Annotated in this window: 13 protein-coding genes; 1 reads left to right on the forward strand and 12 read right to left on the reverse strand. The window is 70.6% G+C overall.

Features of this window, described 5'->3' with window-relative positions; translation table 11 throughout:
• Window positions 1-104: 104 nt before the first annotated feature.
• The 10 genes from B0E52_RS02300 to B0E52_RS02345 form a co-directional block, all read right to left on the reverse strand.
• On the reverse strand, window positions 105-629 hold the full coding sequence (locus B0E52_RS02300) for a mismatch-specific DNA-glycosylase (RefSeq protein WP_077481354.1): 525 nt from the start codon (window positions 627-629) through the stop codon (window positions 105-107).
• On the reverse strand, window positions 613-1,311 hold the full coding sequence (locus B0E52_RS02305) for an ATP-binding protein (protein ID WP_077481356.1): 699 nt from the start codon (window positions 1,309-1,311) through the stop codon (window positions 613-615). The genes B0E52_RS02300 and B0E52_RS02305 overlap by 17 nt, the downstream gene beginning before the upstream one ends.
• Complete coding sequence (locus B0E52_RS02310) at window positions 1,308-2,708, reverse strand: ATP-binding protein (protein ID WP_077481358.1); 1,401 nt, start codon at window positions 2,706-2,708, stop codon at window positions 1,308-1,310. Before B0E52_RS02310 ends, B0E52_RS02305 begins: the two co-directional genes overlap by 4 nt.
• 1,036 nt (window positions 2,709-3,744) lie before the next feature.
• Window positions 3,745-4,155, reverse strand: coding sequence for a prepilin-type N-terminal cleavage/methylation domain-containing protein (locus tag B0E52_RS02315; RefSeq protein ID WP_077481360.1), 411 nt, complete (start codon window positions 4,153-4,155; stop codon window positions 3,745-3,747).
• A complete protein-coding gene (locus tag B0E52_RS02320) occupies window positions 4,152-4,661 on the reverse strand; it encodes a GspH/FimT family pseudopilin (protein WP_077481362.1) in 510 nt (169 codons plus the stop codon). Before B0E52_RS02320 ends, B0E52_RS02315 begins: the two co-directional genes overlap by 4 nt.
• A 4-nt stretch (window positions 4,662-4,665) precedes the next feature.
• Entirely contained in the window at window positions 4,666-5,091 is a 426-nt protein-coding gene (gspG, locus tag B0E52_RS02325) for a type II secretion system major pseudopilin GspG (protein ID WP_077481364.1), read from the reverse strand.
• Between the two features lie 42 nt (window positions 5,092-5,133).
• Complete coding sequence (gspF, locus tag B0E52_RS02330; RefSeq protein WP_077481424.1) at window positions 5,134-6,351, reverse strand: type II secretion system inner membrane protein GspF; 1,218 nt, start codon at window positions 6,349-6,351, stop codon at window positions 5,134-5,136.
• Window positions 6,352-6,537: 186 nt separating this feature from the next.
• On the reverse strand, window positions 6,538-8,265 hold the full coding sequence (gene gspE, locus B0E52_RS02335) for a type II secretion system ATPase GspE (RefSeq protein WP_077481366.1): 1,728 nt from the start codon (window positions 8,263-8,265) through the stop codon (window positions 6,538-6,540).
• A 190-nt stretch (window positions 8,266-8,455) separates the two neighbouring features.
• Window positions 8,456-13,681: an ESPR-type extended signal peptide-containing protein gene (locus B0E52_RS02340; protein ID WP_077481368.1), complete on the reverse strand. Its 5,226-nt coding sequence runs from the start codon at window positions 13,679-13,681 to the stop codon at window positions 8,456-8,458.
• Between the two features lie 169 nt (window positions 13,682-13,850).
• Complete coding sequence (locus B0E52_RS02345; RefSeq protein WP_077481370.1) at window positions 13,851-15,818, reverse strand: S8 family serine peptidase; 1,968 nt, start codon at window positions 15,816-15,818, stop codon at window positions 13,851-13,853.
• Window positions 15,819-16,158: 340 nt separating this feature from the next.
• Here B0E52_RS02345 and B0E52_RS02350 point away from each other — a divergent pair, with 340 nt between their 5' ends.
• Complete coding sequence (locus B0E52_RS02350) at window positions 16,159-16,956, forward strand: TatD family hydrolase (RefSeq protein ID WP_077481426.1); 798 nt, start codon at window positions 16,159-16,161, stop codon at window positions 16,954-16,956.
• On the opposite strand, the gene B0E52_RS02355 is transcribed toward B0E52_RS02350, so the two are convergent.
• Window positions 16,957-17,844 (reverse strand): class I SAM-dependent methyltransferase, encoded by an 888-nt coding sequence (locus B0E52_RS02355; protein ID WP_139351553.1) that lies wholly within the window; start codon window positions 17,842-17,844, stop codon window positions 16,957-16,959.
• A gap of 39 nt (window positions 17,845-17,883) precedes the next feature.
• Complete coding sequence (locus B0E52_RS02360; RefSeq protein WP_077481374.1) at window positions 17,884-18,630, reverse strand: class I SAM-dependent methyltransferase; 747 nt, start codon at window positions 18,628-18,630, stop codon at window positions 17,884-17,886.

Genomic DNA, 18,630 nt, shown 5'->3' on the forward strand with positions numbered 1-18,630 from the left:
GCTGGCCATGCGCCAGCCTTCCGGATCGAGTCGGATTGCGGCAGCGTCGGGGTAAGTGCGTAAGCTCCGTAGAACCGTTCTCCATTCGGAGTGGAGCGCAGCTGCTATCGGTGTATCTGCTGTTCGGTGCGATACAACGCACCCAGTGCACGCCACGACTCGACATCCCAATGCCCTCGAGCCTGCCCGGAAGGCGAAGGCAACACGAACACTTGCGTCTCGCCGATGCGCTCGTCCTGCAGGCCGCAGTCGACGGCATGGCCCAGCGCGGCGCGCGCGGCATTCTTGCTGGTGAAGGCGACGAAGCGCGGTGCGTAGCGCTCGATTTTCGCCCACAGTGCCGGCGCGTCGAAGGCATCGCGCGGCAGTTCGTCGTCGTTGCCGCTGTGGCGCTTGGCGAGGTCGGTGAGGCCGATGCCGAATTGCGGCAGCAGCGGAAACTCGGCGGGTGCGAGCAGGCGCGGCGTGAAGCCGGCCTCGTGCAATGCACGCCAGAACAGGTTGCCGGGGTGGGCGTAGTAGGCGTGCTCGGCGGCGGAGCGCTTGCCCGCCGCGGTGCCGCAGAACACCAGGGCGAGGCCGGGCCGCAGCACGTCGGGCAGCACGTGCGCTTCAGGCTTGCGGGTCATCGTCGAGCAGGAAATCGGTGAACTGGAAGCGGTTATCGCGCAGCACGGATTCACCGCGCCTGAGCTTGAGCGTCTGCTTGAACAGCGGGCCGCCGAAGCTCAAGGTATGAAATTCGCCGCGCTCGCCGCAGGGATCGACGCCGGCCGGCAGGGCGTCGAGCAGGGCGGCATCGTAGGCGCGGCCGCAGAAATCCGCGGCGAGTTGCTGGGTGTCCACGCAGCACAGCATCGCGTGATGGCCTTCGGCCACGAAGCGGCGCGACAGTGTGGCGGTGTCCTCGCCCCACAGCGGGAAGACCGCGCGCCAGTTGTCGCGGCCGAGCTGGCGCACGCGGTAGTCGCGCACATCTTCGAGGAAGAGGTCGCCGAACGCGCAGTGGCGGATGCCGGGCCAGCGCCTGTGCGCCTCGGCCAGCGCCTGCACGTGCGCGGCCTCGTACGCCTCGTTGCTGCCGGGCCAGTCCAGCAGCACTTCGACCAGCGGCAGGCCGAGTGCGGCCACCTGGGCCTTCAACACGTCCTGCCGCACGCCGTGCATGGCGATGCGCTGGTAGTTGCGATTGATCGTGGTGAGCAGGCCGACGACCTGCCAGTGCGGGTCGGCGCGCAGGCGCTGCAGCGCCATCAGGCAATCCTTGCCGCCGCTCCAGGCGAGCAGGATGGGCGTGGGGGTGTCGCTCATGGCGTCTCCGAAGTGATGGCGGCGCGCCAGTCCAGCGTGGCATGCAGACGCTGCTGCGGATCGAGCCGGAAGTCCAGCGCCAGGCCCAGCGCCTGCGCCGCAGCGGTGGTGAGCGCCAGGCCCAGCCCGGCGTGCCCCGCGTGCGGCAACTGCTTGCGCCAGAAGCGCTGGCCGAAGCTGGCGAGATCGGCGTCCGTGAGGCCGGGCGCGGCGTTGTCGATGGAAAGCCCCCGCGTGTCGACGCGCAGGCGCACGGTGCCGCCTGCAGGTGCGTAGGCGCAGGCATTGCCCAGCAGGTTGCCCACGATCACCTCCAGCAGCGCCGAGTCGGTGTGCAGGCCCTCCGGAGGCGTGCCTTCGCAGCTCAGCACGAGGTCGCGCGCCGCGGCGGTGGCGTGCTGGCGCTGCAACTGGCGTTCCAGCCACGGCGCCAGCGTCAGTGTCTGCCATTGCGGCTGCTCCAGGCCGGATTGCAGGCGGGTGAGCAGCAGCAGGGCGGTGACGGTGGCTTCCAGTTCGGCGCCGATGCTGCCGATCTCGGCAAGCAGTTCGGGCGTGCTGCGGCCGCTGGGGTAGCGCGCTTCCACCTCGGCCAGCACGCGCAGTTCGGCGAGCCGGGTGCGCGTCTCGTGGGCGAGGCCGCTGGCGAACTGGCGCTCGCGCGCGAGGCCGTCGTCCATGCGGCCGAGCACGTCGTTGAAGCGCGCCACCAGCGGGTCGAGTTCCTTCAGGCCGACCGCGGCGAGCCGCTGGCCGGGCGCGTTGGGGCCGATGCCGCGCATGCGCTCCACCAGTGCGCCGATCGGGCGCAGGCCGCGGCGCACCACCAGCGGCACCACGATCAGCGCGAAGACCGCGGCGAGCAGCGGCCCCAGCGCGAGGATCCAGTCGATCGCCAGCAGCAACTGGTCGAGCGAATGGCGATCCTGCACGAACAGCAGGCGGCAGGTGGCGGGCGCGGCGTTGGCCGCGGCCAGGCCTTCGTCGTCCTCACCGACCGGGCGGGGGAAGCTCAGCCGTACCGAATCCAGATGATGCTCGTGGTGGCCAAGCCGGGCAAAACGCGGCTGCGGGCCGGTGTCGTCGGGCCAGCCCTCGGGCACGGCCGGCGGCGGCGGGTCGCTGCGCCGGGGCGCGGCCCCGTCGCAACGCAGCTCGTACCAGCTGTTGCCGTCGCCACCGGGCTGGCCGGCGGCGAGGCGGCCGTTGGGCGCGTCCTGCTCCAGCGCGACCATGTTGCCGAGGGTACGGGCCTGGCTCAGCAGGTCCGCGCGGAAGCGGCTGGCCATTTCGTGGTCGATCCGCCAATCCATCAGCTTGGCGCCGCCGCCCAGCACCAGCAGGCAGACGATGGCCAGCAGCACGGTGACGCGGGCGGAGAGGGAGGTGGGCCTCATGTGCGCAGGCTCCCCCTCTCCCGCTGGAGGAAGAGGGGGTTGGGGAGAGGGGCTTTTCTCGTCGCGCTCTCGCAAGATTCAAAGCGGTTTCGTCCACCTGCCGGTGGCCGAGCTACTTCTCTTTTGCTTGTCCACGCATGCGCAGGAGCGCATGCGAACAGCGAAGCTGGCCCGCAAGGGCGAAGGGCAGGATGCCCGGAGTCAAAGAGAAGTAGCCAAGAGAAAAAGACACCCCGCGGCGGCGCTTTCCACCCATCCATGGGCGGAAAGTCCGTGATCCGTGGCCGGGCTTTTCGAGCGGGCTCCTGCCCGCGCGAAAAGGCGAGCCCATCCATGGCCTCGCCCGCTGCGCGGCCTTGTCGTCCACGCCTCACCGCCGCCGAGGGGCCCCACAAGAGCCGGTGCGCATCGTGCGCGCCAGAAGCAACAGCGAGAGCAAAAGCAGGGCGATGCAAGCGTGTTGTCTCCCTCCCCTGCCTGCAGGGGAGGGCCGGGGTGGGGTGCTCTTGCCGTTGTTTCTGCGCGCAGGAGCGCGCTGCTTCACCCGGGCCCCCTATGGCGCGGCGGGTGGGTGGAGGAAAGTCCGCAGGATGGCCCGCAGGGATGCGGGCCAGTTTTCCGCCGGCACACGGAGGTGCCGTCGGAAAACCCCGTAACCCGCCCGCGCACCCGTAGCCCATGGGTGGGCGCAGGGCGCGCCATCGGGGGGCCGTTTCTCTTTGGCTACTTTCTCTTGACTCCGGGCATCCTGCCCTCCGCCCTTCGGGCCAGCTTCCGCTGTTCGCCGCCGCTCCTGCGGCGGCGTGGACAAGCAAAAGAGAAGTAGCTCGGGCGCCGGCAGGCGTCCGAAACCGCTTTGAAGCGCGTGCAAGCACAGAAGCAGAAACCCCCCTCACCCCAACCCTCTCCCCCAACGGACAAACTGTTGGGGGAGAGGGAGCAATCGCATCCCGCAAGTAGGTGAAGGGAGTCGGATACCGACAGGTATCCGATACCGCCTCGAACCTCGCGCAAATCGGGCAACCGCGATGCATGTTCATGGCGCACCGCCCGCCGGCGCCTGCGGCTGGCCCAGCCGCAACGTGTCGAAGTGCGCCGTTTGCGGATGCGCGGCGCTGCCCCACTGCACCGCCAGATCCAGCCGGTACAGCTGCAGCGCGCCGCCGCCACCGGGCGGCGTGCCGGGCACTTGCCACGGCGTGACGTCCAGCATCCAGCGATAGCGATCATTGAAGCGGCCACTGCGACTGCCCGGCGCCACCGGCTCCGTGACGAAGGCGCTGTCGAGCAGGCTGCGCGCCCACAGCGCCGCCTCGTCGTGCGCCGCCGCGTTGCGCGACAGCGCGATCGCGCCGCCGGCCACCTTCATCAGCGCGGCGAAGGCGATTGCCAGCAGCAGCATCGCGGCTATCACTTCGAGCAGGGAGAAGCCGCGCTGCCGCTTCATCGCGCCACCACCTGGTCCACCACCGCGACCTGCCCGGTGAGCCACGACACGTTGATGCGCCACTGGCGGCGGCCGCTGGCCAGGGTGATGTGGCCGCCGGTGGAGCTGCCGTCGGGGAAGAAGCGGATGCGCCCGGTGTGCTGGTCCGGGCGATCTTCCAGCGCGCTGGTGATCGAGAGTTTCAGGCCCTTGGGCAGGCGCACGTCCTTCCGCTTCGCGTCGCTGTACGTGTCGCTGCGGACATCCACATCGAAATGCTGTTCCTTGCCCTGCACGATGGCCTGTGCGCGCGTGGCGCGCAGCGCGGCGGCGATCTCGCCGCTGGCCGCATTGATGCGCGCGCTGGCCAGCCCCTGGGTCACCGACACCGCGACCGCCGCCGCCGCGATGCCGATCAGCACGATCACCACCAGCATTTCGAGCAGGGTGAAGCCGCGCCCGCATCGCCACGCTCCCGTCGCCTGTGTGGCAGGGAATCCGGGCTCGCATGGCGATGCAAGGCGCATGGATTTATTGCCAGTTGCCCACGTCCTTGTCGTAACCGTCACCACCGGGCTTGCCGTCGCGGCCGAAGAAGATCAGGTCGAAGCTGCCGTGGTCGCCGGGCGCCTTGTAGCCGAAGGCATGGCCCCAGGGATCCTTCAGTTCGGATTCCTTCGCATACGGGCCTTGCCAATTCGGCGCGTTCGCGGGTTTGGCGACCAGATCCTCCAGCTGCTGCGGCGGGCTGCCGTTGTCCAGCGCATAGTTCTCGATCTTCTGGCTCAGGGTCACCAGTTGCGCCTTGCCCGCGCCGTACTTGCCCTTGTCCATGTTCTTGCCGACCTGGGTCACCACCACCGCGCCGATGACGCCGATCAGCACGATCACCGCGAGCATTTCCAGCAGGGTGAAGCCGCGCGTGCGGCGCAGGGAACGGATGCGTTTGTGTTGCATGCAAGACCTCGTCATGTCGAACTCCGGAACGGTGTGCGGTGGCTACTGGATGTTGCTGGTGAGGCTGAGCAGCGGCAGCAGGATCGCCGCCATGATGAAACCCACCAGCACGGTCATCACCACGGTGAGTGCGGGCACCAGCGCGGCGAGCAGGCGGTCGATGCTGCGACGGCTCTCCAGCTCGAAGGTGTCGGCCACCTTGAGCAGCATGCCGTCCAGTTCGCCGGCCTCCTCGCCCACCTGCACCATCTGCAGCGCGAGCCGCGGGAACAGCTTCGACTGGCCCAGCGCGAAGCCGAGCCCGGAGCCTTCCTTCACTTGCTCGTGCGCCTGCGCCAGCGCCTCGTCCAGCGCGCGGTTCGCGGTGACCTGGCGCGCGATGGCGAGTGCGCCGAGCAGCGGCACGCCGTTCTTCAGCAGCGTGCCGAGCGTGCGGGCAATGCGCGCGGTCTGCACCTTGAGCAGCAACGGCCCCACCACGCGCAGGCGCAGCACGCGTGCATCCCAGGCCAGCCGCGTGGCCGGCTCGCGCAGACGCATGCGGAAGAAGAACGCACCGCCGACCAGCAGCAGCAGGATCAGCCACCACCACGACTGCAGCGTCTGGCCCAGCGCCAGCACCGCCTCGGTGATCCACGGCAGCGGCACCTGCATGTCCTCGAAGATCGGCACGAACTGCGGCACCACGTAGGCCAGCAGCAGCACCAGCGAACCCAGCACGCCTACCAGCAGGAAGGCCGGGTAGATCAGCGAGTTGACGATGCTGCCGCGCAGCTGCTGCGAACGTTCGAGGTAATCGGCGAGCCGGCGCAGCGTCTCCTCCAGCGAACCGCCCGCCTCGCCCGCACGCACCAGCGCGATGTAGAGCTTGGGGAACACGCCGTGTTCCTCGTCCAGCGCCTGCGACAACGGCATGCCGCCGCGCACGCGGTCGCGCACGCGCTCGATCAGCTTCTTCGCGCGCTCGCCTTCGGGCAGGTCGAGCAGGATGCCCAGCGCGCGATCCAATGGTTGGCCGGCGCCGAGCAGGGTGGCGAGCTGGTGGGTGAACTGCGCCAGCTGGTCGCCGGTGAACGGACCGCGCTTCAGCAGCGCGGCAAGGCCGGAGCCGCCTCCCGACGCATCGGCCGGCTGCGCCTCCAGCGGCGTGTGGCCCTGGTCCTGCAGCCGCGCCACCACTTCTTCGACGCTGGCGGCTTCCATCTGGCCTTGCAGGACTTCGCCGGCTTCGCTGACGGCTTTGTATTGGAACTGGCTCATGGCGCCGAACTGCATGCTTGAGCCCCTCTCCCGCTGGACGCGGAGAAGGGCCACGGATGGCCCTGCTTTGAGGAGCGAGGAAGAGGGTTGGGGTGAGGGTTCGGGTATGCCGCAATGCTGCGCTCCGGCCGTACCCTCATCCGCCTTGCGGGCACCTTCTCCCGGAGGGAGAAGGAAAAGAGCACATCAGCCCTCCTGCGTGACACGCAGCACCTCCTCCAGCGTGGTGACGCCGGCGAGCGACTTGGCGATGCCGTCCTCGTACATGGTGCGCATGCCTTCGGCGCGCGCCTGCTTCTCGATCTCGCCGGCGTCGGCCTTCTGCATCACCAGGCGGCGCAGCGAGTCGCTCATCACGAGGAATTCCATGATCGCCTGACGGCCGCGATAGCCGCTGGGATTCGCCGCGCTGCTGCCGGGCTTCCACAGGCGGATCGGTTTGCCGCCCGCGTACTTCTCCAGCTCGAACTGGGCGATCACCTCGGGCGAGGGTTCGTAAGGCACCGCGGTCGCCGGGTCGAGCCGGCGCACCAGTCGCTGCGCAAGGATGCCGTTGACGGTGGAGCCGAGCAGGTAGTCCTCCACGCCCATGTCGAGCAAGCGCGTGATGCCACCGGCCGCGCTGTTGGTGTGCAGGGTGGACAGCACCAGATGGCCGGTGAGCGCGGACTGGATAGCGATGCGGCAGGTCTCCAGGTCGCGCATCTCGCCGATCATGATCACGTCGGGGTCCTGGCGCACGATGGAGCGCAGCGCGCCGGCGAAATCCAGCCCGATCTGCGGCTTCACCTGGATCTGGTTGATGCCTTCGATCTGGTACTCGACCGGGTCCTCGACGGTGATGATCTTCACGTCCGGCGTGTTGATCTTCGACAGCGCGGTATACAGCGTGGTGGTCTTGCCCGAGCCGGTGGGGCCGGTGACCAGCAGGATGCCGTGCGGGCGTTCCAGCACCTCGACGAAGCGCGACTGGAAGCTGTCGGTGAAGCCCAGCGTGGCGAAGTCGAACACCACCGATTCGCGGTCGAGGATGCGCATCACCACCGACTCGCCGAAGCTGGTCGGCACGGTGGACACGCGCAGATCCAGCTCCTTGCCCTGCACGCGCAGCTGGATGCGGCCGTCCTGCGGCAGCCGGCGCTCGGCGATGTTGAGCTTGGCCATGATCTTCACGCGCGAGATCACCGCCGCGGTGCTCGATGCCGGCGGCGCCTCCACCTCGTGCAGCACGCCGTCGATGCGGTAGCGCACCTTGAGCCGGTTCTCGAACGGCTCGATATGCACGTCGGACGCGCGCTGCTCCACCGCGCGCTGCAGGATCAGGTTGACCAGGCGGATCACCGGCGCCTCGCTGGCGAGGTCGCGCAGGTGTTCCACGTCGTCCACTTCGCTGGCGCCGCCGTCGATGTTCTCCACGATGGTGCCCATCGCGGAACGACCCGAGCCGTAATAGCGCTCGATCAGGTCGTCGATCTCCGAGCGCAACCCGATGCGCAGCGCCACCGGGCGCCCCGCCGCCAGCGTCACCGCCTGCAGCGGATACGGGTCGGCCGGATCGGCCATCAGCAGCGCCAGCCCGTGCCCGCCGTCGCTCACCGGCACCACGTGCTGCTGCTTGAGGAAGCGCAACGAGAGGTCGAGATCCGGTGGCGCGAGTTCCGGCGCCTCGCGCGCGGCCAGCATCGGCACGGCCAGCAACTCGGACCAGGCCTCGGCCAGCTCGCGCTCGTTGACCAGGCCCAGCCGCGCCAGCAGCGCGGTGAGCGTGCCCTCGGTGGCCTCCTCGTGCAGCCGGCGCGCGCGCGTCAGGTCGCCATCCTTCAGGCGGCCGCGCGCGACCAGCAGCGCACACACCGCCGCCTCGCGTCCTTCCGTTGCCGTCGATGTTTCTCCAGCTGCCGCCGTCGTCAACATCCGCTGCACCCTCGCTTGCGATCCATCCCCGATCGGACAGTCACTGTACCGTGCCACCCCGACAAGCGGTACGACCGCGCCGGCGCGATGCGGTTCAGCGCGACAGTTCTTGCGAACACCGCGCCGGACGCGCAAAGAAAGCCGGCGCCCATGGGCGCCGGCTTTCCCTACATCGCTTCGATGTCGTCGCTTACCAGCCGAAGCCCACGCCCACGCCGCCGGACGCCTCGTTGCCGCTCACTGCGGCACCGACGGTGAGGTTCGCGTTGCGCGACAGCGAGCGCGAGTAGCCCACCGACAGCGCGGCCTGGCCACGGTAGCCGCCCACGCCCACGCCCACGCGGCTGGGCGTGTCGATGCCCTGCGTGCTGAACGCCATCTGCGACATCGCCGCACCCATCGCGCCGATCCGGCCCATGCGCTGGTTCACCACGCGGAACTGGTCGTTGACCTCGCCGCGCAGGGAGTTCAGGTCGGCGCTGGTCGCCATCCCGGCCACCTTCTGGTCGGTATAGGCCTTGGCCGAATTCAGCGTGGCCTGGTTGCCGACATCGGCATAGGCCTTGGCGTCGACCAGCGCCTGCTGCACCTGCCCGGTGTTCGCCGCGTCGGTGGCCTGCGTGCCGGCCGCCACGTTGACAACCTGGCGCTCGCTGCCCGCCGCGCCCACCGACACCGTGTTCGCGCGATCGGCCACCGAACCCGCGCCCAGCGCCACCGCGTTGCTCGCCCCGTTCACCACACTGGCGCCGGCACCCAGCGCAACGCCGGAGGCCGCGTCGTTGCTGGCGTTCGCGCCCACCGTGACCGAGTCGGTGGCGGCCGCGGTGGAGCTGGCGTTGGTGCCGATCGTGGTGCTGTTGTCGGCGCCGATCGAGCTGCCATGACCGATCGCGATGTCGCCGCCGTCCTTCGCCACGCTGCCGTGGCCGAGCGCCATGCCGTCGCCGCTGCCGGACGGCAGGCCACTGTTGCCCGAGCCGGGCGCGCCGCCGTTCTGCAGGTCGGTCAGCGCTCTTTCCGCACTATCCACGCGACCGGTGAGGTTGCCGAGCGCCCCGTCCAGCGCGCCCAGCGCGTCGCCCACGCTGTAGTAGCTGCCGAGCTGCAAGCTGTAGACCGGCCCCATGAAGCCGCCGGCCCCCATCATCGCGCCGCCGCCCAGCGCCTGCGCCACGTCGCCGGCGAGGTTGAACAGCTGGCCGCCGTTGACCGCCTCCATGCTGCCGGCAGCCAGCGCGCCTGCCCTGACGTTGGCCAGCGTGGTGCCGCCGTTACCGGCCAGCGAGATCGCGGCCTTGTCGGCATCGTCGTAAGTCACCGCATTGACGATGTTGCCGTCGATGCCGCCGATGGCGTCCTGCAGCTGCTTTACGTTCACCGCGTCGGTGGCCGCGCTGCCGGCCGCCACGTTGGCGATCTGGCGCTCGAAGCCGGCACTGCCCACCGAGACGGTGTTCGCGCGGTCGGCCAGCGACTGCGCGCCCAGCGCCACGGCGTTGACCGCAGTCGCCTTTACCCAGGCACCGGCGCCGAGCGCAGTGCCGTTCGCCGCATCGGCCCCGGCCAGCCAGCCCAGCGCGGTGGCCTGGTCCGCCGTGGCATAGCTGCCGGCACCCACCGCCACCGTGCCGAAGCCGCTCGCCTCGGTGGCGAACAAGCCGTACACGCTGCCGCCGATCGCCACGCTCTGGTCGGCATGGGCCAGGCTGCCCTCGCCCACCGCCACGCTGCTTTCGCCCGCCGCCTCGGCGCCCACGCCGCCGGCATAGGCGTAATCGCCCGAGGCCGTGGCGCCGTAGCCCACGCCGGTGCCGAGGAAGCCATCGGCCTGCGCATAGCTGCCCAGCGCCGTGGCCCCGTCGGCCGTGGCGCTGGCGCGGAAACCCGCGGCCAGCGCCTGCGTGCCGTCGGCTGCCGATCCGGCGCCCAGCGCCGTGCCGTACGCACCGGTGGCCTGTGCCGCGTTGCCGTAGGCGGACGCCCCATCCGCGTCGGCCAAACTGCCCGCGCCGGTCGCCACGCTGTCGTCTCCATTGGCCTGTGCCCCGTTGCCTGCCGCCACGCTGTTCACGCCCTGCGCCAGGCTGCCGTAGCCCACGGCCAGGCTGCCCACGCCCAGCGCGTACGCACTCGATCCCAACGCCGTGGACTGGTCCATCCACGCGAAACTGCCCGCACCGATCGCGGTGCTGTTCACGCCTTCCGCGTCGGCGCCGAAACCGAACGCCGCGCTTTCCGTGCCCAGCGCCATCGCGCTCGCGCCCGCCGCCACGCCGTGCTCGCCCAGCACCAGCGCATCCTCGCTGCCGTCCGTCGCGCCATCCGCGGCGAACAGGTGCGAGGCCGACGCGGCGGCATTCGCCACCGCGTCGAGCTGGGCCTTGTTCACCGCGTCCGTCGCCTCCGTGCCAGCCGCCACGCCGGTGATCTGGCGGGTCAGGCCATCCTTCACGCTGCCGACCGAAACGGTGTTGTCGCGCTCGGCCCAGCTGTTCGCGCCCAGCGCCACGCTGCTGTCGGCGAGCGCGGTGCTGCTGTCACCGATGGCCACACTGCTGGCACCGGAGGCCCAGCTGTTGGTGCCCAGCGCGGTGGCATAGTCCGCCGGCGCGTAGGCGAAGTAGCCCAGCGCGGTGCTGGCGATGCCGCCGGCCTCGCTGATCGCACCCACGGCCGTCGCGTTGTCGGCCAGTGCATGGGCGCCCGCACCCAGCGCGGCGGCGTTCTCGCCGCTGGCCACGGTGTCGACGTAGAAGCCCAGGCCCGGGATCAGGTCGGCCGAGCCGCCCAGCGCCACGCTGCCGTTGCCGATCGCGGCGCTCTGCGAGCCCACCGCGGTGGCGAACGTGCCGCTGGCGGTGGCCACGCCGCCCAGCGCCGTGGCCTGCTGGCCGACGGCGCTGGCGCCCACGCCGAACGCGGCGCTGGCCAGGCCATCGGCCTCCGCGCTGGCGCCGACGGTGGTCGCGCCGGCGCCCTTGCTGCTGGCGGCGGCGGCGACCGGATTGCCGCTGCCGTCCTGCAGCAGCGGATCGCCGTCCTCGTCCACGGCCACGCCGCCGATCGCGATGCTGGCGGCGCCGTCGGCGCGGGCGTCGGCGCCGTACGCCGCGCTGTTTTGGCCCGTGGCCTGCGCGTTGTTGCCGGTGGCCACGCTGTTCGCGCCCTGCGCCAGGCTGCCGTAACCCACTGCCACGCTGCCCAGGCCCAGCGCGTACGCGCTCGAGCCCAGCGCGGTGGACTGGTCCTGCCAGGCGAAGCTGCCCGAACCGAGCGCGGTGCTGTACATGCCTTCCGCATCGGCCTTGTAGCCGTACGACGCGCTCTCGTCGCCGATCGCGAAGCTGCTTGCACCCGCCGCCACGCCGTGCTCGCCCAGCACGAGGACATCCTCGCTGCCGTCGGTCGCGCCGTCGGCCTGGAAGAAGCGCGTCGAGCCGGCCACCGCCTCGTTCAACTGCGACAGGTTCACCGCATCGGTGTCTTCGGTGCCCGCGGCCACGTTGGCAACCTGCCGTTCGGCGCCGACGGCGCCCACCGAGACGGTGTTCGCGCGATCAGCCACCGCATTCGCGCCGATCGCCACGCTGTTGTCGGCCAACGCCACGGCCTGGAAACCCAGTGCCGTGCTGTCGACGTTGAGGGCGCCCGCCAACGCGCCCACGGCGGTGGCATTCGCGGCGGCCGCGTAGCTGCCGCTGCCCAGTGCCGAACCGAAGTCCTCGTCGGAGACTGCGCCCGCGCCGAGCGACGTGCCTTGCACGCCCCAGGCCTCGGCCTGCGCGCCGAAGGCGCTGGAACCGAGGTCCGCCGCCGCCGCGCTTTCGCCCACCGCGACGCTGCTCACGCCGTCGGCATAGCTGTTCCAGCCCAGCGCGGTGGCGTACTCGTTGGTGGCCCAGGCACCCGCACCCAGCGCGGTCGTGCCGGTGCCGCTCGCCCGCGACGGAATGAGGCCGTAGTAGGTCGAGCCGCCGATCGCCACGCTCTCGTCGCCGCTGGCCTGGCTGCTCTCGCCCAGCGCCACGCTGCCCGCACCTGCCGCCTCGGCGCCCGCGCCGCCGGCAAAGGCGTAGTCGCCCGAGGCCGTCGCGCCGTAACCCACGCCGGTGCCGAGCAAGCCGCCGGCCTGCGCGTAGCTGCCCAGCGCCGTGGCCCCGTCGGCGGTGGCGCCGGCGCGGAAACCCAGCGCCAGCCCCTGCGCGCCGCCGGCTGCCGCCTCGGTACCCAGTGCGGTGGCGTAGGCTCCGGTGGCCTGCGCGGCGTTGCCGTAGGCCGAGGTGCCGTCCGCATCGGCCAGGCTGTCCGCGCCGGTGGCCACGCTGCCTTCGCCGTTGGCCTGCGCGTTGTTGCCGGTGGCCACGCTGTACCCGCCGGACGCCAGGCTGCCGTAGCCCACGGCCAGGCTGCCCAGGCCCAGCGCATACGCGCCCGATCCCAGCGCCGTGGCCCGGTCTCCCAGCGCGAAGCTGCCCGCGCCGATCGCGGTGCTGTTCGCGCCTTCCGCATCGGCGCCGAAGCCGAACGCCGCGCTCTCGTCGCCGTTCGCCATCGCGCTCGCGCCCGCGGCCACGCCATGTTCGCCCAGCACCAGCGCGTCCTCGCTGCCGTCCGTCGCGCCATCGGCCTGCAGGAAGCGCGTGGCGTCTTCCACCGTCGCGTTCAAGCCGTCCACCGCGGCGCCCAGCTGCGCCACGTTCACCGCGTCCGTGGCCGCGCTGCCGGCCGCCACGTTGGCGATCTGCCGCTCGCTGCCGGCGCTGCCCACGGAAACCGTGTCGGCACGGTCGGCGACGCTGTTGGCGCCCAGCGCGACGCTGTTCTGCGCATTGGCATGGCTGGCGATGCCTAGCGCAGTGCCGTTCACGGCGCTGTCCAGCACGCGGCTGTCGTAGCCGACCGCGGTGGCGCCGCGCGAACGCGCCTGCGCGTTGGAGCCCAGCGCGCTGGCGGTGGCCTGCAGCGCCTGGGTGTTCGCGCCGATGGCGGTGGCATTGGTGTCGATGGCCTTGGCGTTGTTGCCGAAGGCCGAGGCGCTGATCCTGCTGGCTTGGCTGGCGCCACCCACCGCCGTGCTGCCATTGGCCGCGGCGGAGGCGTTGTTGCCGATCGCGGTGGCGTTGTTGCCGGTAGCGGTGCCGCCGCCAGTGGCGAAACTGCCGTCGGGATTGGCGGCCTCGTCCGGCGTGACGTCGGCGGGCGCCGGCGCCGTCACGCTGCGAACGGCAGGCACGGCAGGGGTGACTCCTGTGGCATGGGCCGTGCCGGCGATGCCGACGGCCAGCGCGGTGGCGCCGAGCGCGGCGCGCAGGCGCTTCGAGGCACCGCCCTTGCCACTGGCGTGCGCGTGTTCGGACGCGACGACGAGGCAGCCGAGCGCCTTGTTCCAGACCTTGCTGTGAATCCTGTTCATGTGTTGCTCCCCTCAAGCCAGTGATCGCCAGCCGATCGGGCGCCCAGGGCGGCCCGCCGTCGGTGGCATGTGCAGGTGTGCGCACGCGGTCCCGCCGGACCGGCGGGGGCGTGGGAATGGATGGACCGGCCCCCGCCGTGCGGGCGGGAGGCCGGGTGCCGCGGCCCGCTCAGCGCGGAGCGGTGAAGTTGCCCAGTACCGTCACGCCGCTCCAGACGCTTTCGCCCGTCACGGTGAGGTACCAGGTGCCGGCAGCCGGACGCGTGATCACCACGGACTCGTTGTTGCCGGAATGCGCCGACTTGAAGTCGTAACTGCCGGCGCTGGCCGGGGCGCCCTGCTTCACGTACAGCGTGACGTCGCCCTGGCCGCCCGAGGTGCGCAGACTGAGGCCGAGCGCCCCGGCCGGCACCTCGAGCTTGTAGACCGTGTTCGCGCCCGCCTTGCCGGACTGACCGGCCAACGCCAGGCCGTTGCCCAGCACGATGGCCGGGTCCGGTTCGCCCGGCTCGTCGCCGCCACCGGCCACGGCCTTGGCCACCGCGGCAGCGGCATCGACGATGCCGGCGCCGATCGGGCGGTTGTCCGGCGGCGCCACCTTCGGCGCCATCGCGGTGGACTGCAGCACGTCGAGCACCTCGTCCGGACCCAGCAGCGGCAGGTGGGCGGCGAGGCGCGCGCCCTGCACCAGCGCCACGATGCCCGAGACATGCGGCGTGGCCTGCGACGTGCCGGCCATACCGCCATAGTTGCTGTCGTTCGCCACCGGCGTGGTCTTGCCGCTGTTCAGCGCCTGCCAGATGAAGCCGTCGTTGGCCTGCGCGCCGCTGCTGCCGTCGTTGGCGTAGACGCCGCCGCCCGGCGCGGCGATCTTCACCGTGCTGCCGTAGTTGGAGTAGTACGCGCGCTTGCTGGTGACGCCGGAGGCGGCCACCGCGATCGCGCCGGGGCAGCTGGCGGGCGAGTAGCCAGCCGCATCCTTGTTGCTGTTGCCGGCCGCCACCACCACCACGGCGCCGAGCGCACGAGCCTTGTCGATCGCCTTGGCGGCCGAGCTGCTGGCGGTGCAGCTGCCGCTGCCGCCGAGGCTGAGGTTGATGACCCGGGCCGGATGGGTGTTCGCGGGCACACCGTCCACGCTGCCGCCCGCCGCCCACACGATGGCGTCGTTGATGTCGCTGTTGTAGCCGCCGCAATGACCGAGCACGCGCACCGGCAACACCTTCGCGCCATGCGCGATGCCCGCCATGCCCGCACCGTTGTTGGTCAGTTCGGCGCCGCTGGTGCTGGCGACGTGGGTGCCGTGCCAGCTGCTGTCCTCGGGCGGATTGGCGGCGTCGGTGCATTCGCTCAGCCACGGCTCGGTGGTGGTCCAGTCGCCGAGGTCCCAGCCGCCGGGGACGCGGCCGTCCTGCTCGCGCCCGGAGACGAAGGCGTCGGTGATGAAGTCGTAGCCGGCGTCGGCCAGCGAGGTGTCGACATCGACATGGCTGGTGATGCCGGTGTCCAGCACGGCGATCACGATGCCGCTGCCGTCGGCAAGATCCCAGGCGTTGTTGACGTTGCTGCCGCCCCAGTTCGCGGCACCGGACACGGTGGCCGCGCCGTCCGGCGTCTTCAGGTTCCACTGATACTTCGCGTAGTAGGTGTCGTTCGGGGTGAACGTGGCCGGGGCCAGCAAATCGGACGCGCGGATGTCGCGCACCGCGTGCCACAGCAGGTCGGGTTCGACGTAGGCCACCGCCGGATCGGCGGCGATCTGCTCGATCAGCGCGGCGGCTTCGGCGCGGCCGAGCTTGCGCGAGGTGCGGATCAGGTCCGCCCCGGCCGCCAGCTTGCGCTGGTAGCTCGCCGCGACCGTCTTCGGCGGCGTGTTGCCCGGCATGCGCGCCGCCGCGTTCAAGCCCGCGCGATCGATCGCCGCGCCGACGCTCTGCACCGCGGCGCCACGCTGCACGGCCTGCGTGCTGCCGTCGCGGTAACTGACGATGAATCGGTCGTAGCTGCCGCCATCCTGCAGGCCACTGACATCGAAACGCGCCGCCGCCTGCAGCGCGCCGCCCGCCACCGCGGGCAACGACAGCGCCATGGCCACGGCCGCCGCGAGCAAACCCTTGACTCCCAAGTGTTTCGTCATGCCGAACTCCCCGTTGTGCCGGCGGCCATCCGCCGCCCGGCGTCCCTGGCGCCCATCGGCGCCTTCGATATGCCGTTCCTCGTCCCCACGAGGTAACGGCGTCCGGTCAGTCCACGGGCGTGGACAGGCGGGGCGGTCACACCGGCCCGCGCCCCGCCCGTTTCGTGACATGCTTCGCAAACTAGCCGCAAAGATTTGCGAAGGTCAATACGAATCACGAAAGTTCTTGCATAAGCTGCCGATAACGCGGCGCGGTTTGCGTTCGTGTCATCCGCGGCGGACGGATGGCGAATCTGCGCGGGTCTGGGACAATCCCCGTTCGCCCTCCATGGATCCGCGCATGCAGCTGCTCGACATCGGCGCCAATCTCGGCCACGAATCCTTCCGCCACGACTTCGACGCCGTGCTGCAGCGTGCGCGGGAACATGGCGTGGACCGGATGATCGTCACCGGCGCATCGCGCGAGGGCAGCGAACACGCGCTGGCGCTGGCGCATGCCCATCCCGGCGTGCTGTGGGCCACCGCCGGCGTGCACCCGCACCACGCGGTGGACTACGGCGACGCCACCGACGCACGGCTGCGCGTGTTGGCGCAGGATTCTGCGGTACGTGCGGTAGGCGAGACCGGGCTGGACTACAACCGCAACTACTCGCCGCGCGACGTGCAGCTGGCGGTGTTCGAGCGGCAACTGGCGATCGCGGCGGAACTGGGCAAGCCGCTGTTCCTGCACCAACGCGACGCGCACGGGGATTTCGTCGCCCTGCTCCGCCGCTGGCGCGACAAGGTGCCGGCCGCGGTGGTGCACTGCTTCACCGACAGCCGCGAGGCGCTGCGCGACTACCTCGCGCTGGACTGCCACATCGGCATCACCGGCTGGATCTGCGACGAACGCCGCGGCAGCCACCTCCGCGAGCTGGTGCGCGAGATTCCCGCCGACCGCCTGATGATCGAGACCGATGCGCCCTATCTGTTGCCGCGCACCGTGCGCCCGCAGCCCTCGCACCGGCGCAACGAACCGATGTACCTGAAGCACATCTGCGCGGAGATCGCACGCGACCGCGGTGAGCCGGCCGAGGTCACCGCGGCGAACAGCACGGCCACGGCCGCGGCGTTCTTCGGTCTGCCACGCGCCGACTGATCAGCCGGTGCGGCGCAGCCACAGGCTGCCGCCGTGGCGTGGACGCTCGCCGAGAAAGTCGCCGAGCGCAGCACCGTGGCGTTCCCGCGCAATGGCGCTGCCGTACACGATCTGCCAATCGCGGTTGCCCGACAGGAAGGCCTGCAACAGGTATTGCTCGTTCCAGCTGAAGCCGAGTTCGCATACCCAACGCTGCGGGTAATCGAGCGGCAGAAAGATGTCGTGGAAATGCACCAGCACGCCTGGCTGCAGGATCGGCAGGATGTCAAGCACCAGCCGGTTCACGTCGCTGCCGGTCTTGGAGACATGCGATGAATCGACAAACAGCACGTCGTCCCGCGCCAGTTCCGCGAAGCACCGTTCGTCGACTCGCTGCACCCGCTCGCGAATGAGCGTGATGCGACCCGCGTCGTGTGACCGCTGGAGAAATGGCCGCGGATATGGCTCGATGCAGGTGATCGACGCCTCGTCTCCGAAAAACCGCGCGTTCATGTCGAGCAGGAGCAGGGTGGAATAGCCCGACCCCACCTCGACGATCCGACGCGGCTTGACCGTCTGCAGCAGGCAGTACATCACACGCGGGTCCTGGCGCTCGAACTGGCCGTTGAAGTCGTAGAAGCGGTCGAGCGTATCGTCGGACGGCCCGCTTTCCGGGTAATCGTAGCCTTGGAGCAGCGGCGGAAACACCTCGCGCAGCAGATGTTCGTGCCCGGACGGATTGAGATCGATGCCGCGCATCGGGCGTTCCGTTTCCCACAGCATGGTGCGGTCGGCGATCGCCTCGTCCGGGTTGACCACCGGTGAGTAGAAGTGGCCATCGGGAAAGGCTGGTTTGGTCATGGAGACGACACCCGGCGAAGAATTCGCAAAGCCTATCCTGATGTGCACGCGGTTGTCGCAGTGTGCATCGACGCACACGGGCGAACGTCAGCCCACGCGGCCCACCAGCGTCACGAACGGCCAGCGCACCGCGCGCACCTGCTCAGGGTCACCCCATGCCGCAGCCAGTTCCGGCGTTGCCGCCTGTACCGCGTCGCTGCCGGTGCGCTTCTGGTACCGCTGGGTGGCCGACCACGAGCGCAGGTAGGCGAGGAACTGGGCGAGGTTCCAGTCGGCACGCATCATGAAACTGGGCGACTCCACGCGCGTGAACGGGAACGGCAGGTCGCGGTAGCCGGTATCTACCAGCGCGCGTTCGGGTGGCCAGTCCGGGCCCAGCGTGTCGGCGTAGAGGCGCCGTTCGACCGCATCGACCTCGTGGCTCACGCTGCAGTTGCCGTAGGCGGAGATCGCCAGCAGCGCGCCGGGTTTCGCCACGCGGCGCACCTCGGCATGGAAGGCGTCGAGGTCGAACCAGTGCAGCGCCTGGGACACGCCGACCAGGCTCGCGCTGCCCGCGGCGAGCGTGCTGCGCTCGGCCGGCTCCACGCGGTAGTCGATCTGCGGTTGCGCGGCAGCCTGTGCGATCTGGGTGGCGCTGGGATCGGTGGCGACCACGCGCCCGAAATGCGCGGCGAGGCCGAGGCTGGCCTGGCCGTTGCCGCAACCGGCGTCCCAGGCCAGCGCGCGGTCGGGCGCCTGCTGCGCCAGCCAGTCGAACCAGTCGGCGGGCGGCAAGGGACGCGCGTCGCGATACAACGCGGCGTGGCCGGAGAAGTGATCCTTGAATTCCAT

The sequence above is a fragment of the Rhodanobacter sp. C06 genome (assembly GCF_002001105.1).
Lineage (GTDB): Bacteria > Pseudomonadota > Gammaproteobacteria > Xanthomonadales > Rhodanobacteraceae > Rhodanobacter_A.

What these genes read in the sequence shown, in the direction of transcription:
- B0E52_RS02300 (WP_077481354.1), bottom strand. Translation starts at nt 629, where the DNA reads ATGACCCGCAAGCCTGAAGCGCACGTGCTGCCCGACGTGCTGCGGCCC.
- B0E52_RS02305 (WP_077481356.1), bottom strand. Translation starts at nt 1,311, where the DNA reads ATGAGCGACACCCCCACGCCCATCCTGCTCGCCTGGAGCGGCGGCAAG.
- B0E52_RS02310 (WP_077481358.1), bottom strand. Translation starts at nt 2,708, where the DNA reads ATGAGGCCCACCTCCCTCTCCGCCCGCGTCACCGTGCTGCTGGCCATC.
- B0E52_RS02315 (WP_077481360.1), bottom strand. Translation starts at nt 4,155, where the DNA reads ATGAAGCGGCAGCGCGGCTTCTCCCTGCTCGAAGTGATAGCCGCGATG.
- B0E52_RS02320 (WP_077481362.1), bottom strand. Translation starts at nt 4,661, where the DNA reads ATGCGCCTTGCATCGCCATGCGAGCCCGGATTCCCTGCCACACAGGCG.
- gspG (WP_077481364.1), bottom strand. Translation starts at nt 5,091, where the DNA reads ATGCAACACAAACGCATCCGTTCCCTGCGCCGCACGCGCGGCTTCACC.
- gspF (WP_077481424.1), bottom strand. Translation starts at nt 6,351, where the DNA reads ATGAGCCAGTTCCAATACAAAGCCGTCAGCGAAGCCGGCGAAGTCCTG.
- gspE (WP_077481366.1), bottom strand. Translation starts at nt 8,265, where the DNA reads ATGTTGACGACGGCGGCAGCTGGAGAAACATCGACGGCAACGGAAGGA.
- B0E52_RS02340 (WP_077481368.1), bottom strand. Translation starts at nt 13,681, where the DNA reads ATGAACAGGATTCACAGCAAGGTCTGGAACAAGGCGCTCGGCTGCCTC.
- B0E52_RS02345 (WP_077481370.1), bottom strand. Translation starts at nt 15,818, where the DNA reads ATGACGAAACACTTGGGAGTCAAGGGTTTGCTCGCGGCGGCCGTGGCC.
- B0E52_RS02350 (WP_077481426.1), top strand. Translation starts at nt 16,159, where the DNA reads ATGCAGCTGCTCGACATCGGCGCCAATCTCGGCCACGAATCCTTCCGC.
- B0E52_RS02360 (WP_077481374.1), bottom strand. Translation starts at nt 18,630, where the DNA reads ATGGAATTCAAGGATCACTTCTCCGGCCACGCCGCGTTGTATCGCGAC.